This is a genomic window from Streptomyces sp. UW30 (assembly GCF_008042075.1).
Taxonomy (GTDB): Bacteria; Actinomycetota; Actinomycetes; order Streptomycetales; family Streptomycetaceae; genus Streptomyces.
Genome location: NZ_RDBN01000005.1, coordinates 117834 through 139289 on the forward strand (window position 1 = coordinate 117834; position 21456 = coordinate 139289).

General features: G+C 69.6%; 17 protein-coding genes and 1 pseudogene. 13 read left to right on the top strand and 5 right to left on the bottom strand.

Annotation, left to right across the window (positions count from 1 at the left end):
• The coding region (locus EAO75_RS02145) for an alpha-2,8-polysialyltransferase family protein (protein ID WP_222723916.1) at positions 1 to 588 on the top strand (588 nt) is incomplete at its 5' end.
• A gap of 176 nt (positions 589 to 764) precedes the next feature.
• Here the strand turns inward: EAO75_RS02145 and EAO75_RS02150 are convergent.
• The 3 genes and pseudogenes from EAO75_RS02150 to EAO75_RS02160 form a co-directional block, all read right to left on the bottom strand.
• Positions 765 to 1946, bottom strand: coding sequence for an acyltransferase family protein (locus EAO75_RS02150; protein ID WP_187284271.1), 1182 nt, complete (start codon positions 1944 to 1946; stop codon positions 765 to 767).
• 174 nt (positions 1947 to 2120) lie between these two features.
• Positions 2121 to 3072, bottom strand: a pseudogene (locus EAO75_RS02155) (polysialyltransferase family glycosyltransferase).
• On the bottom strand, positions 3072 to 4052 hold the full coding sequence (locus tag EAO75_RS02160; RefSeq protein WP_147993307.1) for a glycosyltransferase family 2 protein: 981 nt from the start codon (positions 4050 to 4052) through the stop codon (positions 3072 to 3074). The pseudogene EAO75_RS02155 and the gene EAO75_RS02160 overlap by 1 nt, the downstream one beginning before the upstream one ends.
• Before the next feature lie 198 nt (positions 4053 to 4250).
• Here EAO75_RS02160 and EAO75_RS02165 point away from each other — a divergent pair, with 198 nt between their 5' ends.
• The 4 genes from EAO75_RS02165 to EAO75_RS02180 all read left to right on the top strand — a co-directional run bounded on the left by EAO75_RS02165 (position 4251) and on the right by EAO75_RS02180 (position 9064).
• Positions 4251 to 5564, top strand: coding sequence for a DUF6716 putative glycosyltransferase (locus EAO75_RS02165; RefSeq protein WP_147993308.1), 1314 nt, complete (start codon positions 4251 to 4253; stop codon positions 5562 to 5564).
• Positions 5565 to 5644: 80 nt separating this feature from the next.
• On the top strand, positions 5645 to 6904 hold the full coding sequence (locus EAO75_RS02170) for an acylneuraminate cytidylyltransferase (RefSeq protein WP_147993309.1): 1260 nt from the start codon (positions 5645 to 5647) through the stop codon (positions 6902 to 6904).
• A 14-nt stretch (positions 6905 to 6918) separates the two neighbouring features.
• Complete coding sequence (locus EAO75_RS02175) at positions 6919 to 7857, top strand: N-acetylneuraminate synthase family protein (RefSeq protein ID WP_147993310.1); 939 nt, start codon at positions 6919 to 6921, stop codon at positions 7855 to 7857.
• Between the two features lie 124 nt (positions 7858 to 7981).
• Positions 7982 to 9064 carry a hypothetical protein gene (locus EAO75_RS02180; RefSeq protein ID WP_147993311.1) on the top strand — a complete coding sequence of 361 codons (1083 nt, stop codon included), beginning with the start codon at positions 7982 to 7984 and terminating at the stop codon, positions 9062 to 9064.
• A 10-nt stretch (positions 9065 to 9074) separates the two neighbouring features.
• On the opposite strand, the gene EAO75_RS02185 is transcribed toward EAO75_RS02180, so the two are convergent.
• Positions 9075 to 9776, bottom strand: a complete 702-nt coding sequence (locus tag EAO75_RS02185; RefSeq protein ID WP_261989116.1) for a class I SAM-dependent DNA methyltransferase — start codon at positions 9774 to 9776, stop codon at positions 9075 to 9077.
• A gap of 720 nt (positions 9777 to 10496) precedes the next feature.
• On the opposite strand from EAO75_RS02185, the gene EAO75_RS02190 reads away from it, so the two are divergent.
• The 8 genes from EAO75_RS02190 (at position 10497) to EAO75_RS02225 (ending at position 20419) form a co-directional block, all read left to right on the top strand.
• Entirely contained in the window at positions 10497 to 11717 is a 1221-nt protein-coding gene (locus EAO75_RS02190; protein ID WP_147993312.1) for a M20 family metallopeptidase, read from the top strand.
• A gap of 361 nt (positions 11718 to 12078) precedes the next feature.
• Positions 12079 to 13131, top strand: a complete 1053-nt coding sequence (locus EAO75_RS02195; protein WP_147993313.1) for a BMP family protein — start codon at positions 12079 to 12081, stop codon at positions 13129 to 13131.
• A 278-nt stretch (positions 13132 to 13409) separates the two neighbouring features.
• A complete protein-coding gene (locus EAO75_RS02200) occupies positions 13410 to 14459 on the top strand; it encodes a BMP family protein (RefSeq protein WP_147993314.1) in 1050 nt (349 codons plus the stop codon).
• 208 nt (positions 14460 to 14667) lie between these two features.
• A complete protein-coding gene (locus tag EAO75_RS02205; RefSeq protein ID WP_147993315.1) occupies positions 14668 to 16254 on the top strand; it encodes an ABC transporter ATP-binding protein in 1587 nt (528 codons plus the stop codon).
• Complete coding sequence (locus tag EAO75_RS02210) at positions 16254 to 17372, top strand: ABC transporter permease (protein ID WP_147993316.1); 1119 nt, start codon at positions 16254 to 16256, stop codon at positions 17370 to 17372. Before EAO75_RS02205 ends, EAO75_RS02210 begins: the two co-directional genes overlap by 1 nt.
• Positions 17369 to 18646 carry an ABC transporter permease gene (locus EAO75_RS02215; protein WP_147993317.1) on the top strand — a complete coding sequence of 426 codons (1278 nt, stop codon included), beginning with the start codon at positions 17369 to 17371 and terminating at the stop codon, positions 18644 to 18646. Before EAO75_RS02210 ends, EAO75_RS02215 begins: the two co-directional genes overlap by 4 nt.
• Entirely contained in the window at positions 18646 to 19050 is a 405-nt protein-coding gene (locus tag EAO75_RS02220) for a cytidine deaminase (protein WP_147993318.1), read from the top strand. Before EAO75_RS02215 ends, EAO75_RS02220 begins: the two co-directional genes overlap by 1 nt.
• Before the next feature lie 91 nt (positions 19051 to 19141).
• Positions 19142 to 20419, top strand: a complete 1278-nt coding sequence (locus EAO75_RS02225) for a thymidine phosphorylase (protein ID WP_187284331.1) — start codon at positions 19142 to 19144, stop codon at positions 20417 to 20419.
• A 74-nt stretch (positions 20420 to 20493) separates the two neighbouring features.
• On the opposite strand, the gene EAO75_RS02230 is transcribed toward EAO75_RS02225, so the two are convergent.
• Positions 20494 to 21417 (bottom strand): AEC family transporter, encoded by a 924-nt coding sequence (locus EAO75_RS02230; RefSeq protein WP_147993320.1) that lies wholly within the window; start codon positions 21415 to 21417, stop codon positions 20494 to 20496.
• Between the last annotated feature and the right edge of the window lie 39 nt (positions 21418 to 21456).

Below are 21456 nucleotides of genomic sequence, written 5' to 3' on the forward strand. Positions count from 1 at the left end.
TTCAAGCCGCACCCGAGCGCGCCGGCGGTCTTCAACGAGTCCCTGGAAGCGGTCGCCAAGGAACTCGGCGTCAACCTCACGGTCCTCAACGAGCCCGTCCTCGCCGAGACCGTCTTCGCCTTCCTGAAGCCGAAGCTCGTCATCGGCTGCTTCTCGACGGCACTGATGACCGCCGCCGCCTTCTACGGCATCCCGGTCGCCCGCGTCGGCACGGAACTGCTCCTCGAACGCATCACGCCGTACSAGAACAGCAACCGCATCCCGCTGACCATCATCGACGCGGCCCTGCCGAACGCGGAGACCGCCGAGATCGGCGCCCCGCTCGAACTCTCCGGCATGGCCGAGGAGCTGGCCCCGCTGGTGCGCAGCGTCGGCTACTGCATGCAGTCCCGCAAGCACCACGCCGCGCGGGACGAGGTCGCCGCCTGGCTCGGCGCCAACCTGGCGCGCTACCAGCACTACTTCAAGCGCCGCCGCCTCACCAGCCTGCGCCTGCCCGGCGGCAGCCCGGTCCGCGCGGAGGCCCTGCGCAGACACCCGGCGGTCCGCAAGGCCGTGCGCCAGCTGCGGCAGACGACGCGGAAGTAGCGGACGGTCCCGAAAAGCGAGTGCGGCGCGTCCCCCGGWCCGGGGGACGCGCCGCACTCGCTTTTTTTGGGGGCGCGCAGCGCCTCCCCCAAGGGGCGCGGGGAACTGCGCGACCAGCCCCCACCGGGCCGCACCGACCCACGGCCCCTAACGCAGCCGCACCCGACCAACGGCCCCTAACGCAGCCGCACCGCCGGCAACGCCCTCTTCAGCCGTGGCCCGAACGGCTTCTCCACGAACCGGTTCATGAGATACGCCAGTCCCAGCAGGCTCAGCACGGACAGCGCAAGCGTCTCGTAGGAGCCGAGCCCAAGTCCCCGGTGCAGCACCCGGATGAAGAACCAGCCCAGGTGCTCGTGGATCAGGTAGAACGGGTACGTCAGCGCCCCGGCCACCGTCAGCCAGCGCCAGTTCGCCCAGCTCATCCAGCCCATCGCCACCACCGCGACGGCCGCGAAGGCCAAGAAGACGATCGCCTGGATGACGTACGGGTTGCGGTGGAACTCGCCCTGGGCGCCCGGGTGCCACAGTGCCGTGACCGAGTAGCGCTGGCCCAGCAGGAAGGACATGCCGACGATCCCCCACAGCAGCAGGTCGCTGCCGAAGCGGTGGATCAGGTACAGCGCGAGGCCGCCGATGAAGAACGGGGCGTGGTCGCGCATCACCAGCTCGTCGGTGAGCGGGTTGTCGGCGACCCGGGCGAAGGCGCTGGCCAGCACCCACAGGATGCAGAAGGTGACGACCCGCTTGTAGGTGACGCCCTTCCAGATCACGAACAGGGCGAAGAGCACGTAGAACTTCAGCTCCACCCAGAGCGTCCAGCACACGCCCAGGACCCGCGGCACGCCCAGCGGCTGCTGCATCATCGTGAGGTTGACCAGGAGCTCGTCCGGCCGGACCGGGTGGACGACCACCGGCAGCAGCACCGCGGCGCCGGTGACCATCACGATGGCCACCCAGTACGCCGGGTAGAGGCGGGAGATCCGGGAGCGGAAGAAGTCGCCCAGGGTGCGGCCCCAGCTGCTCATGCAGATCACGAAGCCACTGATGACGAAGAAGAACTGCACGCCCAGGCTGCCGTAGGTGGAGAACTGCGACAGCGTCGGGAACATCACCCCGGGGGACTGGTGCCAGGAGGACTCGACTTCACCGTTCTTGCCGGTGAAGTGGTACATGCACACCATCAGCGCGGCCATCAGACGCAGCCCGTCCAGGGCGCGCAGCCTGCTCTCCTTGCGGGACCGGACAGGAGGCCGCGCGGCGATGACCTGGTTCAACCGGGGTTTCGCTGGTGCCGGCGGTGCCGTGGCCTGGGCGGCCGTGGCTTGTTCGGCCGTGGCCTGGTCAGCCGCGCTCATCCTGTGGCCTTTCTCCTGGGAGCCTCGAGGTGCGTTCAGTCGTACGTGATGGACGATGCCATTTCATACGATGACCGAACGCTATGTCCCTCGGACGGGTGAAAGGTGAGTGACGGTTGACGCTCAGGGAGCGCAAAGGTGTCACACGGATGAACAACCACCCCTTGTTTCTGTTTACTTTCGGCCGGCCACCTGCTTCAGCGCTCGGGCCCGGCGCGCCAGGCGGCGCACGGTCGCGTTGCGCGGGATGAAGGAGAGCTGGGCCGGCACGGCCCCGGGCAGGGCCAGTGAGGTCAGGCGCTTGCGCTTGAAGTAGCGCCAGGTGTGCGGGTTCAGATGCTTGGAGAGGTAGGCCTCGGCCTGGGTGCGGCTTGAAGACGAGTGTGCGGTGGCCGAGCGCGATGGCGCCGCGCACCATCTGCAGGTGCAGCTCCTCCTCCTCGGCGTCGGTGAGGATGCCGAGTGCGGAGAGGTACTGGCCGAGCAGCAGCGCCGGCTGGTCGCCGCCGGACGGCGTGGGCAGCGCGGTCTCCGCCTCGGTGAGTTCGCCGAGCACCTTCAGGAACACCTCGGACGGCACCAGTTCGGACGGCACGCCGAACTCGGTGAGCAGCAGCGGGGTGAGGCCCGGGACGAGATCGAGGTGCAGCAGCCGGCCGACACGGGTGCCGACCAGCGGGTCGATCTTGTCGCGCGTGGGGCCATAGCTTATGAGGCCGTCCGCGTAGACATCGACCGGAGCGCCGGTGAACAGCTGGCACAGCGCGAGCGCCGGATTGACCTGGACGGACTCGACGGCCAGCTGGATCTCGTCGTCGCCGAGGTTCCACAGCAGCCGTACGTACCGCTCCCACATGGGGATGTCGTTCTCGCGGGGCGACCAACCGCTCGGGTGGAACGGTGAGATGGTCTCGTTCCAGGAGAGCACCTCGTCGAAGCGCCCGCTCAGTTGGGCGAAGCCCGGCATGGTGTCGACGGACGGGGTGATCTCGGGGTTGGTCGCGTTGTTGGTGACCAACAGCAGCCGGCGGTCGGCCGGTTCGAAGAGCCCGGCGTCCAGGGCGGCGGCGAGCGTCGCGGCGCCGTACAGGGTCGAGGCGCAGAAGATCTGGGTCGTGCGAGGCATCAGGCGGCCACCGTCCGGGCCCCGACGGCCCTGCGGCGCACCCGACGCAGCCGGGCGGCGCGCTGCGCGTCCATCGAGTCCATGACCTCCGCGAGCACGTCCTGCGGCATTCTTTTCAGGGCGGCGGCGCTCATCGAGCGCAGTTTTCGAGCCACGGCCGGTTCGAACCTCTCGATTTGTCCGAGATGATGAGCCATGATCGCGCAATAGGTGCGCACAGCTTTCGGAAGCAGCTTATCGGCCTCGGGGTCACGTGCCGTTTCGTCGATTACCTGATCGAACGCACGAATGAAATCGAGTTGCCGCACGTCACCGATCTGGGTGAGTGAGGACGCCACTCCGCGCCGGTAGTAGACACCGAGAAGCCCGACCGCGGCGAAGGATTCCGCCTCCCGGTGCAGCTTCCAGATCCAGGGCCGGTCCTCCGCGGTGCGCAGCCCGTGGGTGAAGTGCAGGATCCCGCGGTCGACCAGGCGGCGGTGGTAGATGCCGGCCCAGGCGTACGCGTAGTCCACCGACGTCGAGCGGTCGGCGGGCAGGATCGCCTCGCGGGGGTTCATCACCGTCCAGCGCCGGCCGTGCGGCACCCGGTGGATGCTGCGGGCCCGCCCCGTGGACTGCACATGATCGGTGCGTACGAAGTCGCAGCCCAACTCCTCGATGGCGGCAAGGAGCTGCGGGAAGTAGCCGGGGGCGAGCCAGTCGTCGCCGTCCAGGAACGTCAGGTACTCGCCGCGCGCCTTGTCGATCCCGGTGTTCCGCGCGGTGGCCAGCCCTCCGTTCTGCTCGTGTCTGACGAGTACGGCGCCCGGCAGCTCGCGCTCCGCGCGCGCGAGAATGTCCGGTGTCCCGTCCGTCGAGCAGTCGTCGACGAGGATGAACTCGAAGTCCCGACGTGTGTTCGCACGCAGGCTCTTCAGGGTGTCTGGCGCGTATTGCTGCACGTTGTAGAACGGCACGATGACGGAGAGCTTGACCACCCGAGGGACGTTAGGGGGCGGTCCGGCCTCCGTCTTTACTCGCAGCTTGATGTCAGGTGAACGACGCGTGGCGATGCAGTGAACCAGGCTTTTTTTCAACGACTTCTGGCCTCGATTCGTCGTTAGTCGATGTGCTGTTAACCGTTTGTTGCATTCTGGTTGGGCGGAACCTTGAAATCGCTTCCTAGCGTCTTCGACGTGCCAGTGACTCCGACAAAGACCCGGCGAGTGGCCGTACTCGCGGACTCCGACACCCGGTGGAAATGGGGCGCGCTCACCGCGAACCGTATCGCTCCGGAGGATTCGGACATCCGTCTGGACGGATACCTCCTGCGCGGCCGGGCCACCCCCACTGCCCGTCAGCTCCAGGAAGTCGGCGTCCACGCCGACTCCCTCAGCGAGGTGACCGCCGTCGAGTTCCTGCGCACCATGGCGCAGGAGTCGTACGACGTCCTGGTCCTCGCCCTGGTCGGCGGGGGCGTGCAGGCCATGCTGCACGGCCTGAAGCGGGTGTGGGAGGGCAAGGCCGAGCGGCCCGTCGTCGTCACCGGCTATGTCGGCGTCGTCTACGAGAAGCTCGCCGACGGCCTGCTGCTGCGGCACGGCGCGGACCTCGTCCTCGCCAACTCCCGCCAGGACGCCGAGCGCTTCCGCGCGGTGTACGAGGGGGTCGGCGCCGACGCCTCCTCGGTGACCGAGGTCGCACTGCCGTTCCTCGGCGGCGAGCCCTACACCGGCGAGCACGACCCGTACACCGTCGTCTTCGCGGCCCAGCCCTCCGTGCCGGACAACCGCAAGGACCGTACGTACCTGCTGAACCGCCTGATCCAGCACGCCCGCAAGCACCCCGAGCGCGAGGTGCTGCTGAAGCTGCGCTCCAAGCCGGGCGAGCACACCACGCACATCGAGGAACTGCCGTACCAGAAGCTCGTCCAGCGGCTCGAACCGCCGGCCAACTTCAAACTGGTGTACGGCAACATGGGCGAGGTCCTCGACCGCACCGACCTGATGGTCACCATCAGTTCCACTGCTGCGCTGGAGTCGCTGCACCGCCGTATCCCCACCGTCGTCCTCAGCGACCTCGGCGTGCGCGAGGTGCTCGGCAACCACCACTTCGTGGGCTCCGGCTGCCTCGCCTCCTGGGACCAGCTCGACGAGGGGCACCGGCCGACGGCCGACGAGGAGTGGGTGTCCCGGCAGGGCGTCTGCGCCGACGGCTCCTACGCCACCGCCTTCGACCCGGCCCGTGAGCGCATCGCCAAGCTGCTCGGGCGGCCCGGCGGAATGCCCGCCCTGACGCCGTATTACACGCCGGCCACCGCGCCCGGCTATCTGCCCGGCATCCTCGCCCGCCACCACCTCGGCCCGGACGGCAGCCCGCTGCCCGGCGCCCCCGCTCACGACAAGGAGCCCGGCCCGGTCCGCCAGATAGTGCGCCGGGCGGCACGCGGCGCCTACCGCCATGGCGTCCAGCGCGTGGCCCCTGTCATCCGGCGGATGGGGGAGCTGTGAGCGACCCGACGACCGACCCGGGGACCGGGGCGCCGGGACGCGCCCCGCAGCCTTCGCAAGGAGCCCAAGGAGTAATGCCCATGTCCAACCCGGAAGCAGGCCAAGACGCCTCAGCACCCCGCGTGCTCGCCGTGATCCCCGCGCGCGGCGGCTCCAAGGGCGTGCCCGCGAAGAACCTGATGCCCGTCGGCGGCGTACCGCTCGTGGCCCGCGCGGTGCGCGAGTGCCGGGCTTCCCGGCTCGTCACGGATGTCGTCGTCTCCACCGACGACCAGGGCATCGCGGCCGCCGCCCGGCAGGCCGGCGCCGACGTCGTGCTGCGCCCCGCCGCCATCGCCGGTGACACCGCCACCTCCGAGGCGGCCGTCCTGCACGCCATGGACGCCCACGAGGCACAGCACGGCACGCAGCTGGACGTGGTCCTGCTCGTGCAGTGCACCAGCCCGTTCATCATCCGCGAGGACCTCGACGGCGTCGTCAAGGCGATCGTCGCGAACGGCGCCGACACCGCGCTGACCGTCGCGCCCTTCCACGGCTTCGTGTGGCGCCACGGCGACGACGAGCCGGCCGCGGCCGAGTCCGAGCGCGCTGCCGCCGGCGGTGGCTACGGCGTCAACCACGACAAGTCCTTCCGCCCGCGCCGCCAGGACCGCCCCCAGGACTTCCTGGAGACCGGCGCCGCCTACGCGATGGACGCCGCGGGCTTCCGCGAGCACAAGCACCGCTTCTTCGGTCGCACCGAACTCGTGCGCACCGACCCCGCCCGGGTGCTGGAGATCGACGATCCGCACGACCTGGCCCGCGCCCGCGCGCTGGCGCCGCTGTTCGACGCGGACCGTCCCGGCGCCCTCCCGACCACGGACGACATCGACGCGGTCGTACTGGACTTCGACGGCACCCAGACAGACGACAGGGTGCTGATCGATGCCGATGGAAAGGAGGCCGTCTCCGTACACCGCGGAGACGGCCTCGGCATCGCAGCCCTGCGCAAGAGCGGGCTCAAGATGCTCATCCTCTCCTCGGAGCAGAACCCGGTCGTCGCCGCCCGCGCACGGAAGCTGCAGATTCCCGTGCTGCACGGCATCGACCGGAAGGACCTCGCGCTGAAGCAGTGGTGCGAGGAGCAGGGCATCGCGCCTGAGCGCGTGCTCTACGTCGGCAACGACGTCAACGACCTCCCGTGCTTCGCCCTCGTGGGCTGGCCCGTGGCGGTCGCGAGCGCCCACGACGTCGTGCGCGGCGCCGCACGCGCGGTCACCGCCACACCCGGCGGGGACGGCGCCATCCGAGAGATCGCCAGCTGGATCCTCGGCCCCTCTCTCGATTCCCTCACCAAGTAAGGACATCTTCTGCCATGAGCACCAACTCCCGTCTGCGCAACTTCGGCTCGCGTGAGGTCGGCCCCGGCAAGCCCGTCTACATCTGCGGCGAGATCGGCATCAACCACAACGGTGACCTGGAGAACGCCTTCAAGCTCATCGACGTCGCCGCCGAGGCCGGCTGTGACGCCGTCAAGTTCCAGAAGCGCACCCCGGAGATCTGCACCCCGCGCGACCAGTGGGACATCGAGCGCGACACCCCCTGGGGCCGGATGACCTACATCGACTACCGCCACCGTGTGGAGTTCGGTGAGGACGAGTACCGCCAGATCGACGAGCACTGCAAGAAGCGCGGCATCGACTGGTTCGCCTCCCCGTGGGACACCGAGGCCGTCGCCTTCCTGGAGAAGTTCGACGTCCCGGCCCACAAGGTCGCCTCCGCGTCCCTCACGGACGACGAGCTGCTGAAGGCGCTGCGCGCCACCGGCCGCGCGGTCATCCTCTCCACCGGCATGTCGACGCCGAAGCAGATCCGCCACGCGGTCGAGGTCCTCGGCTCGGACAACATCCTCATGTGCCACGCCACCTCCACCTACCCGGCCAAGGCCGAGGAGCTGAACCTCCGCGCGATCAACACGCTGGAGAAGGAGTTCCCGAACGTCCCGATCGGCTACTCCGGCCACGAGACGGGCCTGCAGACCACGCTCGCCGCGGTCGCGCTCGGGGCGACCTTCGTCGAGCGTCACATCACCCTGGACCGCGCCATGTGGGGTTCGGACCAGGCCGCCTCGGTCGAGCCGCAGGGCCTGACCCGCCTCGTCCGCGACATCCGCACCATCGAGGAGTCCCTCGGTGACGGCGTCAAGAAGGTCTACGACTCCGAGCTCGGCCCGATGAAGAAGCTGCGCCGTGTCGCCGGTGTGGTCGCCGAGGCCGAGATCGCCGCGGCTGCTGGCGAGCCGGTCCAGGTCTGAGTCGACTGCCGACAGTAGAAAAGTGGTGTGGGGCGGACGCCGGCGGGCGTCCGCCCCTTCCGCCCAGAACGCCTTGAGTTCCCAGCGCGCCGAGAGCGCCTTACGACGGGACGGTCGTACGCCGATGAGCCCCCGTGCCGGGTCAGCCGGCCATCAGACTCTCGCCTTCGTCGAGAGTCCGGTACAGCTCCTGAACGTGCTGGAGTGGGCGCACGCCCAGACCCTGCACTCCCATGGCGCACCGCCCGGTGGGCTCACCCTCGTGGTCCTGTCCCCGATCGATCCGATGACCCGCGGCCAGCTCCGCCGGATGGCCGAACTGGCCCGCGAGGACGGTCACGAGGTCCGCTGGGAGGAGGCGCGGGGCGGCCCCCTGGCACCCTTCCACACCATCGGCGGCCTCTCGGGCCTGCTCCGCCGGGCCGACCGCGTCGTCCTGGGCGACCCCTTCTCCCGCTACGTACAGCTGCTGCTGACGATCACCAAGGCCCATGACCTCGTCGTGGTCGACGACGGCACGGCGACCATGGAGTTCGTCGCCCAGCTCGCCCGCGGGGAGCGCCTGGTGCGCTGGCACCGCAAGGGCGGGCGCCCCGGGCCCAGGGACCTGATCTTCGCGCCCGTTTCGTCCTCGGCCCGCCGCCGCCTCACGCCGAGCCAGAATCGCCGGGTGGAGATCTTCTCCTCCATGCCGATGGACGAGACCCTGGCGGGCGTGACGGTCACCGCCAACACCTTCGCCTGGACCCGTGACCGCTTCGGGCCGCCCCGTATCACCAAGGGCGCGGACATGGTCGGCACGTCCTTGGTCGAAACCGGCGTCGTCGACGGCGACCGCTACCTCGAAGCGGTCCGCTCCCTGGCCAAGGCACACGGCGCCACCCGCTACTTCGCCCACCGCCGCGAGAGCGCGGAGAAGCTGCACCGGCTGGCGGTGGAGACGGGCCTGGAGATCGTCCGTCCCGACCTCCCGCTGGAGCTGATCGCCCGGCGCGGGCCCATAGGCCGTACGATCCTCAGCTTCCCGTCAACGGTCGTCCACACCCTGCCGCTGGCCCTGTCCGGCACGGAGGTCCGCGTCGCGGTCTGCGACATCGACCCCGCGTGGCTGACGGAGAACGCCTCGCCGCGGGCGCAGGGCTTCCTGTCGGGTGTCACCGGGACGGCGCGGGACGTGCACCGGCTGTCGGCGGTCAGCGCGGTCTGAGGCCGGTGGGTCAGCGCCCTCCTGCACCAGGCTTCTCGGCGAGGAGGAACGCCCGCGGGCGCTTCTCCTCGCCGCCGGGCTCCCGCACGATCCGGGCGTGGAGCCGCAGCCCCGCATCACCCAGATGCTCGATGACGGTGTCCGGCGTGCGCCAGTGGTAGTCGAGCGCGATCTCCTGGCCGAAGCGCTCGGACATGTGCAGACGGTCCTCGCTGTCGCCGGACTGGAACGCCAGCAGCACCGGGGCACCGGGCCTCAGGACGCGCTGGAACTCGGCGAACGTCGCGGGCAGGTGGTCGTCCGGGATGTGGATGACCGAGTACAGGGCGAGAATCCCGCCCAGGGTCTCGTCCGGCAGGTCCAGCGCGGTCATCGAGCCCACGTGGAACCGGAGTCCGGGGTGCGCGCGGCGGGCCAGGGCCACCATCCGCGGCGAGAGATCGACTCCGAAGACCGGCGTGCCGAGGGCGTCGAGGTGGGCGGTGACGGAACCGGGGCCGCAGCCCAGGTCCGCGACGGGGGCCGGGGCGTGCTCGCGGGCCAGCTCGGCGAAGGCGGTGACGAGGGAGCGGTCCAGGGGAGCGCTGTCGGCCGGCCAGTCGGAGAAGCGGTCCGTGTAGGCGGGGGCGATGGCGTCGTACGAGGCGCGGGTGGCCTCCAGGAAGTCGGCGTACTCGGCGATCGAGGGGTTCTGGGGGTTCTCGGCGGTCACGCGCCGCACCCTAGTGCGGGCGGCGGACGGGCGTCCGGGAGTTCACCGGGGGTGTGCCAGGAGTTCCCGGGGCGGGTGACCGGGGCCTGACCGAGGCTGGGTCGACGGGAGAGCTAGACCGCGAGACTCATGGTCGTTCCTCGGCTCAACCCCCGGCGACCGACCAGGGGATGACCGGCACCGACCGGCACCGATCGCGAACTCCCCGATCTGGCACGGGCGTTGGCCGACGACAAGGGGGATGAACCCCGAATAGACGCGCGCTACCAGGGTTACCGGTCGACCGACCCTGCTGTGGCTGGTCCAGGCCCGGGTCGGACGCCGGCCGAGATCGAGGACGTGCTCGCGCGCCACTGGGAACGGATCGAGCCGACCGAGCGCCGTCGGCATCGACGCCCCCGTCAGGAGGCCGAGGTCCGATTCCGGGCTGGACGCCCCCGGGCGCGCCCGGCGCGTTCACCGGGCGTGCGCGATCCCGACAGGTGAACACAACCGACGGTTCTGTTCGCGGCGTGGTATCCGTGGAGTGTGGAGGGTCGGCATCGTCACTCTCCGTCGATTCCATGATCGACTCGACGGAAAGACGGGCGAGTTTACCCACCCAAACCGATACCTATGCGTCGGGCGGCCAGATTTTCTTCCCCAAACGGGTTGAACTTTTGTTGATCGAGGGTCAGTTGGCCACCTCGGCGTCCTACCCTTCAGAGGGTGAACCAACTGATGTCCCCAGAGTCCGAGGCCGATCAACCAGGGGCAGCGTTCCTCCCCGGCGCCCTGCCGGAGGCGCTCCGTGCCGAACTCGTGGAGTTCCGGCGCGACTTGCACATGCATCCCGAGCTCGGCAACCAGGAGTTCCGTACCACCGCCGCGATCAAGGCCCGGCTGGAAAAGGCCGGCCTGGAGCCCCGCGTGCTCGCCATCGGAACAGGGCTCATCTGCGACATCGGGGAGTGGGACGAGGGGCGCCCCATGCTCGCCCTGCGCGCCGACATCGACGCCCTGCCCATCCCGGACACGAAGAGTGACTGCCCGTATCGCTCGACGGTGCCCGACCGGGCGCATGCGTGCGGGCACGACGTGCACACGACCGTGGTGCTGGGCGCCGGGCTGGTGCTTGCCGAGCTGCTCAAGGCCGGGCAGCTGCCCCGGCCCGTCCGGCTGATCTTCCAGCCCGCCGAGGAGGTGCTCCCCGGCGGCGCCGCCGACGTCGTCGAGTGCGGGGTCCTCGACGGGGTGGGCCGGATGCTCGCCGTGCACTGCGACCCCAAGGTGGACGCCGGGAAGATCGGCCTGCGCCAAGGTGCGATCACCTCGGCCTGCGACCGGCTCGAAATCGCCCTCGACGGGCCCGGCGGGCACACCGCCCGCCCCCATCTGACGACCGACCTCGTCACCGCCGCCGCCCGGGTCGTCACCGACGTGCCCGCGCTGGTCGCCCGGCGCACCGACGCCCGCAGCGGCCTCGCGGTGACCTGGGGGCGGATCGACTCCGGCCACGCGCCCAACGTCATCCCGCAGCACGCCGAGCTCTCCGGGACCGTGCGCTGCCTGGACCTCGACACCTGGCGGCAGGCGCCGGACCTCGTCGTCGCCGCGATCGACGAGGTCGCCAACCTCCATCGCGCCAAGTCGGAGATCAACTACATCCGCGGTGTCCCGCCCGTGGTCAACGACCCCGCCGCGACCGAGCTGCTGCACGAGGCCATGACGGCCCGCCGGGGCGCCGACTCGGTCGAGAGCACCGAGCAGAGCCTGGGCGGCGAGGACTTCTCCTGGTACCTGGAGCACGTGCCCGGCGCCATGGCCCGGCTGGGTGTGCGCATGCCGGGGGACCGGGTCGGTCGTGATCTGCACCAGGGTGACTTCGACGTGGACGAGTCGGCCATCACGGCCGGGGTGGAGCTCTTCACGGCGGCGGCACTTCTCGACGCCGCCGGTTAGGCGCCGTCGCCGTCGCCGCTCGGGGCGCGGTCGCCCGGCGGGCTCCTCGCGGCCGGTCGGGCCCGTGTGGCCCGGCCGTATCCCGATCGGCCCATTGCCGCCGGCGTTCCGGTTGCGGTCGGTACACGGCGGGGGGAGTCTGGCCCCATGGCGGGCGGTCCTGTGTGCCATCAGGGTGGAGGCACCTCGGGTGCTGTCGCCCTGTGTGTGCCTTTCGATCCGATGGTTCACAAGGCCGTAACCGGCCATCGGCACGAATGGATAACGGCAAGGCGAAACCCCGTTCCCAGGAGTGTCTACGCGCGTTAATGTGCGCCGAACTCAGCACCCACTGCGGGGCTTGGAGAATGGGGACTACACGATGCGTCGGACATCCAAACTGACCCGTGTCGCGGTGGGGGTCGCGTCGATCGCGCTCGCCGCCACGGCGTGCGGTGGTACCAGCAGCGACGGCGGCAGCGACAGTGACAGCAGCGGCGACACCAAGGGTCTCGCCATCGCGTACGACATCGGCGGCAAGGGCGACCAGTCCTTCAACGACGCCGCGTACGCGGGCCTGCAGAAGGCCCAGAAGGAGTTCGGTTACAAGACCGCCGACATCGAGCCCACCGAGGGCGAGACGGACGCCGACAAGGAACAGCGTCTGGCCTCCCTCGCCAAGCAGGGCTACAACCCGGTGATCGGCGTCGGCTTCGCCTACGGCCCCGCCATGGAGGCCACGGCCAAGAAGTACCCGGACACCACCTTCGGCATCGTCGACTCGGTCGTCGAGGGCAAGAACGTCGCCTCCCTCGTCTTCGCCGAGGAGCAGGCCTCCTACCTGGCCGGCGTCGCCGCGGCCAAGGCCACCAAGACCAACACCGTCGGCTTCGTCGGTGGTGTGGACGTTCCGCTGATCCACAAGTTCGAGGCCGGCTACAAGCAGGGCGTCCAGGACACCAACCCCAAGGTGAAGGTCCTGTCGCAGTACCTGACGCAGACCGCCGAGGAGGGTGGTTTCTCCAGCCCGGACAAGGGCAAGGCCGCCGCCGAGGGCCAGATCGAGAAGGGCTCCGACGTCGAGTACGCGGCCGCCGGTCTGTCCGGTCAGGGCGTCATCGAGGCCGCCGCGAAGGCCAAGGTCTGGGCGATCGGCGTCGAKTCCGACCAGTTCGAGCAGGCGGCTCTCGCCAACTACAAGAACTACATCCTGACCTCCGCCCTCAAGGACGTCGGCGGCTCGGTCTACACGCTCGCCAAGTCCGTCGAGGACGGCAAGCCGCTGACCGGCACGCAGACCTTCGACCTGAAGGTCAACGGCGTCGGCCTGGCCGAGTCCAACCCGGAGTTCGCGAAGATCGCCGGTCTCTCGGACGCCGTGGCGAAGGCCAAGGCAGGCATCATCGACGGCTCCATCAAGGTCAAGACCGAGTAGTCACGGTCCTGGAGCTGTGAAGCGGGCGGGCATCCGAGGGTGCCCGCCCGCTTCGTGTTTGCCTGATTCCAAGATCACCCACTGCCATCCGCCCTTTGCTGTCGGCAAGCCCTTGGTCAAGTCCTCGCGTGGAGTTGGGCACGGCCGCATAACAAGGTGGACAGAAGGGGTTTTCAGGCTGGTCTACGCGCGTTAATCTGCGGCGAAAGCCAGCGCCGTTGCTGTGAAGCTGACCCGAGCTGTACCGTCCGGCGCTGTTACGACAGGAGTCTCAACACATGCGCCGGATTTCCCGGATCACGGTCGCAGGCGCAGCGACCGCCTCTCTGGCCCTCGCGCTCTCCGCCTGTGGCGGCACCTCGACCTCGGCCTCCTCGGAGTCGAAGGGCGGCAACAAGGGCCTCGCCATCGCGTACGACGTCGGCGGCAAGGGCGACCAGTCCTTCAATGACGCGGCCTACGCGGGCCTGGAGCAGGCGAAGAAGGAGTTCGGGTACGACACGGCCGATGTCGAGCCCACCGAGGGCGAGACGGACGCCGACAAGGAGCAGCGACTGGCGTCGCTGGCCAAGCAGGGCTACAACCCGGTCATCGGTGTCGGCTACGCGTACGCCGCCGCCGTGAAGGGTGCCGCGGAGAAGTTCCCCGACACCACCTTCGGCATCGTGGACGACTCCACGGTCGAGTCGAAGAACGTGGCCGACCTGGTCTTCTCCGAGGAGCAGGCCTCGTACCTCGCCGGTGTCGCCGCGGCCAAGAGCACCAAGACGAACACGGTCGGCTTCGTGGGCGGTGTGGACATCCCGCTGATCCACAAGTTCCAGGCCGGCTTCGAGCAGGGCGTCAAGGACACCAACCCGCAGGCCAAGGTCCTCACCCAGTACCTCACGCAGACCGCGGAGGAGGGTGGCTTCTCCAGCCCGGACAAGGGCAAGACGGCCGCCGAGGGCCAGATCGAGAAGAAGGCCGACGTCGTCTACGCCGCCGCCGGTCTGTCCGGCCAGGGCGTCATCGAGGCCGCCGCCGCCAACAAGGTGTGGGCGATCGGTGTCGACTCCGACCAGTACAACCAGGAAGCCCTCGCCAAGTACAAGGACTACATCCTGACCTCGGCGATGAAGGACGTCGCCAAGGCGGTCCACAGCCTTGCGAAGTCGGTCAAGGACGGTAAGCCCGGGACCGGTATCGTTCGTGGCGATCTGAAGACCGGCGAGGTGAGCCTGTCGAACTCCAACCCGAAGTTCGCGGACAATGCCGAGCTCCAGGAAGCCATCAAGACGGCCAAGGAGAAGATCGTCAGCGGCGAGATCAAGGTCGCGACCAGCTGACGAAGCAAGACCCTGAGCAGCGGTAACCAAGGGGTTACGTCCGCTCAACGGGGTACGGGGAGACTTCTCCCCGTACCCCGTTGTCGAGGTGCGTCGGCCCCTTATCAGGCCATAGGGGCGCTACGCGCGTAGACGACCCCCGTCCCCAGGAGAGTGCGCCATCAACGCGTCCAGCAGCCCTCCGGCCGACGCGGCGGTCAACGGTCAGGTGACCGCCGTCGAGCTCGCCGGGATCACCAAGCGATTCCCGGGCGTCGTGGCCAACCACGACATCCACCTCACCGTCCGCAAGGGCACTGTCCACGCCCTCGTCGGCGAGAACGGCGCCGGCAAGTCGACGCTGATGAAGATCCTCTACGGCATGCAGAAGCCGGACGAGGGCACCATCGCGATCGACGGCCGGCAGGTCACCTTCTCGTCGCCGGCCGACGCCATCGTCCGCGGCATCGGCATGGTCCACCAGCACTTCATGCTCGCGGACAACCTCACCGTCCTCGAGAACGTGGTCCTGGGCAGCGAGAAGCTCTACGGCATCGGCGCCAAGGCCCGCCGCAAGATCAAGGAGATCTCCGAGCGCTACGGCCTCGGCGTCGAGCCCGACCGCCTGGTCGAGGAGCTCGGTGTCGCCGCCCGCCAGCGCGTGGAGATCCTCAAGGTCCTCTACCGCGGCGCCACCACGCTGATCCTCGACGAGCCGACGGCCGTCCTGGTGCCGCAGGAGGTCGACGCGCTCTTCGACAACCTGCGCGAGCTGAAGGCCGAGGGCCTGTCGGTCATCTTCATCTCCCACAAGCTGGGCGAGGTGCTCTCCGTCGCCGACGAGATCACCGTGATCCGCCGCGGTACGACGGTGGGCACGGCCGTCCCCGCCGAGACCACTCCGAAGCAGCTCGCCGAGATGATGGTCGGCAGCGAGCTGCCCACGCCCGAGACGGCCGAATCCACGGTCACCGACCGCCCGGTCATCACCGTCGACAAGCTGCGCCTGGAGGCGGCCGGCGGCAAGGCCCTGCTGGACGACATCACCTTCACCATCCACGAGGGCGAGATCCTGGGCATCGCCGGCGTCGAGGGCAACGGCCAGACCGAACTGGTCGACGCGCTCATCGGCCTCAAGGGCGCCGACTCCGGCACGATCACCCTCGCCGACGAGGAGATGACCGGCTGGACCACCCGCAAGCGCCGCGAGCAGGGCATCGGCTACATCCCCGAGGACCGCCACCGGCACGGCCTGCTCCTGGAAGCCCCCCTCTGGGAGAACCGCATCCTCGGCCACGTCACCGAGAAGCCCAACGCCAAGGGCGTATGGCTGCACCCGAAGGCCGCGCAGGACGACACCCGCCGCATCGTCGAGGCGTACGACGTCCGCACGCCCGGCATCGACGTCACCGCCGCCTCCCTGTCCGGCGGCAACCAGCAGAAGCTGATCGTCGGCCGCGAGATGAGCTCCAAGCCGCGTTTCCTGATCGCCGCGCACCCCACCCGCGGTGTGGACGTCGGCGCGCAGGCCGCGATCTGGGACCACATCCGCGAGGCCCGCCGCGAGGGCCTCGCCGTGCTGCTGATCTCCGCCGACCTGGACGAGCTGATCGGCCTGTCCGACACCCTCCGCGTGATCTACAACGGCAAGCTGGTCGCGGACGCCGACCCGGCCACCGTCACGCCGGAAGAACTGGGCTCGGCGATGACGGGTGCCGCTACCGGGCACCTCGAGCACGACGACGAAGACGACACGACCTCCCAGACTCCCGACCTGAGCAAGTCCCCCGAGTCCGGCGAAGACGAGGCCCGCTGATGAAGAAGTTCGACAAGGAGCGCGTGCTCCTCGCGGTGGCCGGACCGGTCATCGCGCTCGCCGTGGCCTTCGTGCTCAGCGCGATCGTGCTGCTCGCCTCGGGCAAGAGCCCGGTCGAGCCGTACGCCCTGATGTTCGAGCAGCTCGGCTTCTCGGACATCCAGGTCCTGATCATCAACCAGGCCTCGATGTACTACATCGCGGCCCTGGCGGTGGCCATCGGCTTCCGGATGAACCTGTTCAACATCGGCGTCGACGGCCAGTACCAGCTCGCCGCCATGATGGCCGCGATCGTCGGCGCCCACGCCAACCTGCCGGCCGCCCTCCAGGTCCCGCTGCTGATCCTCACCGCGGTCTGCACCGGCGCCTTCTGGGCCGGCATCGCCGGTGTCCTCAAGGTCACCCGCGGCGTCAGCGAGGTCGTCGCGACGATCATGCTCAACGCGATCGCCACCTCCGTCATCGGCTACCTGTGGCTGCCGAGCGTCTTCGGCGTCAAGGTCGGCAACAACAACACCACCGGCGAGATGCACGAGTCCGGCTGGATCCCCGGCATCGGCATGGGCGACGCCGGCGAGATCTACGGCCTGGTCTTCCTCGCAGTCGTGCTCGGCATCGCCTACTGGGTCACCCTCAACCGCACCCGCTTCGGCTTCGACCTGCGCGCCTCCGGCGCCTCGGAGACGGCCGCCGCGGCCAGCGGTGTCGACCCCAAGCGCATGGTGCTCACCGCCATGCTGCTCTCCGGCGGTATCGCGGGCATGGCCGGTCTGCCGATCCTGCTCGGCGACACCCACACGTACAGCCTGAACTTCCCCACCGGCATCGGCTTCCTCGGCATCGGCATCGCCCTGCTCGGCCGCAACAGCCCCGTCGGCATCGCGTTCGCCGCCCTGCTGTGGGCCTGGCTCGACAAGGCCTCGCCCGAGCTGGACTTCCACGGCTACGACAAGGAGATCGCGGTCATCATGCAGGGCCTGATCGTGCTCTCCGTCGTCGTCTCCTACGAGGCCGTCCGTGAGTGGGGCCTGCGCCGTCAGCAGCGCCGGGTCGGCGCCGAACTGGCTGCCGGTCACGTCCTCGGCGCCAACAACACGAAGGAGGTGGCTGGCCGATGAGCGCCCCGCAGACCTCAGCGGTTGATGTCAACCAGCCCACGCTGCAGCCCGCCGCACCCACCGGCCGCCGCCTGTCGTGGCAAGTCCTGCTGCTGGTCATCGCCGGAGCCCTGGCGCTGACCTCGATCGTGCGCATCATCACCGGCGCCGACGGCATCACCAACGTCAGCCAGATGTCCACCGCGCTCCAGCTCGCCGTGCCGATCGGCCTCGCCGGTCTCGGCGGTCTGTGGGCCGAGCGGGCGGGCGTCGTCAACATCGGCCTCGAAGGCATGATGATCTTCGGCACCTGGTTCGGTGCCTGGGCCGGCTTCCAGTGGGGCCCGTGGACCGGTGTCGTCGTCGGCATCATCGGCGGCTGCATCGGCGGCATCCTGCACGCCATCGCCACCGTCACCTTCAGGGTCAACCACATCGTCTCCGGTGTGGCGATCAACATCCTCGCCCTCGGCATCACCCGCTATCTCGCGCCCCTCGCCTTCGTGGGTCACGCGGGCGGCTCCGCCAAGCAGTCCCCGGCGGTCGACTCGCTCGGCCACTTCACGATCCCGGGCCTGTCCGACGGGCTGCGGGACCTCAACAACCAGGGCTGGTTCTTCATCTCGGACATCGCCGGTCTGCTCGGCGGTCTGGTCACCAACGTCTCCTGGCTGACCCTGATCGCCGTGGCGCTGATCCCGGGCACCTGGTGGATCCTGTGGCGCACCGCCTTCGGTCTGCGCCTGCGCTCCTGCGGTGAGAACCCGGTCGCGGCCGAGTCCCTCGGTGTGAACGTCTACAAGTACAAGTACATCGCCGTGATCATCTCCGGCGGCCTGGCCGGTCTCGGTGGCGCCTTCCTCTCCCTCGTGGCCAACCCCTTCTACCTGGAGGGCCAGGTCAGCGGCCGCGGTTACATCGGTCTCGCCGCGATGATCTTCGGTAACTGGATGCCGGGCGGCCTCGCCCTGGGCGCGGGCCTGTTCGGCTACACCGACAGCCTCAACCTGCGCGGCGGCTCCACGAACGTCCACGCCCTGCTGCTGCTCGGCGCGCTCCTGCTGATCATCGGCGCCATCTGGATGGTGGTCCGCAAGAAGTACGCCCCGTCGATGATCACCGCGGTGGTCGGCGCCCTGGTGTACACCTGGTACGCCACCACCAACGAGGTGCCCAACCAGGTCGTCTCCGCCACGCCGTACGTCGTCACGCTCGTCGTTCTCACGCTGTCCGCGCAACGCCTGCGGATGCCGAAGGCGGACGGCCTGCCGTACCGGAAGGGCCAGGGCAAGTGATGGCGCCCGCCGCCCACGACGTCGACTGGGACAAGCTGCGCGCCGCGGCGCTGGACGCCATGTCCCGGGCCTACGCCCCGTACTCCGGCTTCCCGGTCGGGGTCGCGGCCCTGGTCGACGACGGCCGCACGATCACCGGGTGCAACGTCGAGAACGCCTCGTACGGCCTTGCCCTCTGTGCCGAGTGCGGGCTGGTCTCGGAGCTGCACAACACCGGGGGCGGCCGGCTGACGCACTTCACGTGCGTGGACGGCCAGGGCGATGTGCTGGTCCCGTGCGGCCGCTGCCGTCAGCTGCTCTTCGAGTTCGGCGGCCCGGAGCTCCTGCTGGAGACCCCGGCGGGCATCCTGCCGCTGTCGGAGATGCTGCCCCAGGCCTTCGGGCCCGGCCACCTACGCAAGTAACTCCCGTACGGCCCCTCCGAGTCGCTCACGCGACCGGCTCGGAGGGGCCGTACGGCTTCTGGAACCCTCGGAAGGAAGCCAAGCCATGGCCATGGACGCCATCTCCGTCATCCGCACCAAGCGGGACCGCGGTGAGCTCAGCGACGAGCAGATCAACTGGGTCATCGACGCGTACACCCGCGGGGAGGTCGCCGATGAGCAGATGTCCGCGCTCGCCATGGCGATCCTGCTCAACGGCATGAACCGCCGTGAGATCGCCCGCTGGACGGCCGCGATGATCGCCTCCGGCGAGCGCATGGACTTCTCGTCGCTGTCCCGCCCGACGGCAGACAAGCACTCCACGGGCGGAGTCGGCGACAAGATCACCCTCCCGCTCGCGCCCCTGGTGGCGGCGTGCGGTGCCGCCGTGCCCCAGCTGTCGGGCCGGGGCCTCGGCCACACCGGCGGCACGCTGGACAAGCTGGAGTCGATCCCGGGATGGCGGGCCCTGCTCTCCAACGAGCAGATGCTGAACGTCCTGGACACCACCGGCGCGGTGATCTGCGCGGCGGGCGACGGCCTGGCCCCCGCGGACAAGAAGCTGTACGCGCTCAGGGACGTCACCGGCACGGTCGAGGCGATCCCGCTGATCGCTTCCTCGATCATGTCGAAGAAGATCGCGGAGGGCACGGGCTCGCTGGTCCTGGACGTCAAGGTCGGCACGGGCGCCTTCATGAAGACGATCGAGGACGCCCGTGAGCTGGCGTCCACGATGGTCGGCCTCGGCACCGACCACGGCGTGAAGACGGTCGCGCTCCTCACGGACATGTCCACCCCGCTCGGCCTCACGGCGGGCAACGCGCTGGAGGTCCGCGAGTCGGTGGAGGTCCTGGCGGGCGGCGGCCCCGCGGACGTCGTGGAGCTCACCATCGCTCTCGCCCGCGAAATGCTGGACGCCGCCGGGGTGAAGGACACCGACCCCGCGAAGGCCCTGGCCGACGGCTCGGCGATGGACGTGTGGCGGCGCATGATCGCGGCCCAGGGCGGCGACCCGGACGCGGAACTGCCGGTTGCGCGCGAGCAGCACGTCATCAAGGCCCCCTCCTCCGGCATCCTGACCCGCCTCGACGCCTACGACATCGGCGTCGCCGCCTGGCGCCTGGGCGCCGGACGCGCACGCAAGGAGGACCCGGTGCAGGCGGGCGCGGGCGTCGAGATGCACGCCAAGCCGGGCGACACGGTCACCGAGGGCCAGCCCCTGCTGACCCTGCACACCGACACCCCGGAGCGCTTCGAGTACGCGCTCCAGTCGGTGGAGGGCTCCTACGACATCGCCGCGGCGGGGACGGACTTCACGGCGTCGCCGGTGGTGCTGGAACGAATCGCCTGAGACGCGTGAGCGTGCGACGGGCCGGGGCCTTCGGGGTCCCGGCCCGTCGTGTTGTGTTCGGGGTTCTCGCCCGCTCAGCCGAGGAGCGCGGCGACGACCACCAGCACCGGCACCGAGATCACCGTCGACAGCAGGATCGAGTCCCGGGCCAGTCGTTCGGCCACGCGGTAGCTCGACGCGTAGGTGTACAGGTTCTGGGCCGCCGGCAGTGCCGAGGTCACCACCACGTCCAGCAGCGGAGCGCCCCGCAGGCCGAACACGCCCGCCGCCAGTGCCCAGGCCGCCGCCGGCTGGCCCACGGACTTCAGGGCGACCGAGAGGAACACCGGGTGACGGTCTGGTCCCCGGCCGGGCATCGTGCTGCCGCACAGGGAGATGCCGAAGGCCAGCAGGACCGCCGGGACCGACATGCCGCCGATCAGGGTCAGGGGGTCCAGGACGGGGGCCGGGATGCGCAGTCCCGTCGCCGACACCGCCACGCCCGCCAGTGAGCCGACCGCGATCGGGTTGCGCAGCGGGGTCAGCAGGCGGCGCCACAGGGGGGCCTTCTTCGCCCCGCTGCCGGACAGGTCGAGGATCGTCAGGGCGATCGGGGTGACCCCGACCAGCTGGAACAGCAGCACCGGCGCCACGAGGGACGCGTCGCCCAGGACGTACACCGCGATCGGGATGCCGAGGTTGCCGGAGTTCACATAGCTGGAGCACAGCGCGCCGATCGTCGTACGGCCCACGCCCCAGTGCCGTACGACACCCACCGCGACGAAGACCCCGGCCGCCGCGGCCGTGCTCAGTGCCGTCACCAGCAGGCGGCTGGAGAAGATCACCGAGAGGTCGGTCTGTGCCAGCGTGGTGAACAGCAGGGCCGGGGACGCCACGTGGAAGGCCAGCTTGGTGAGGACCTCGCGGCCGTGGACGCCGAGGTAGCCGCGGCGGCCGATCGCATATCCCACCGCGATGACGACTGCGATCACCGCGAATCCCGTCAACACCCCTTGCACGGAACCTCCTTGGCGGGGTGCAGGCCGCAGGGTATTCGG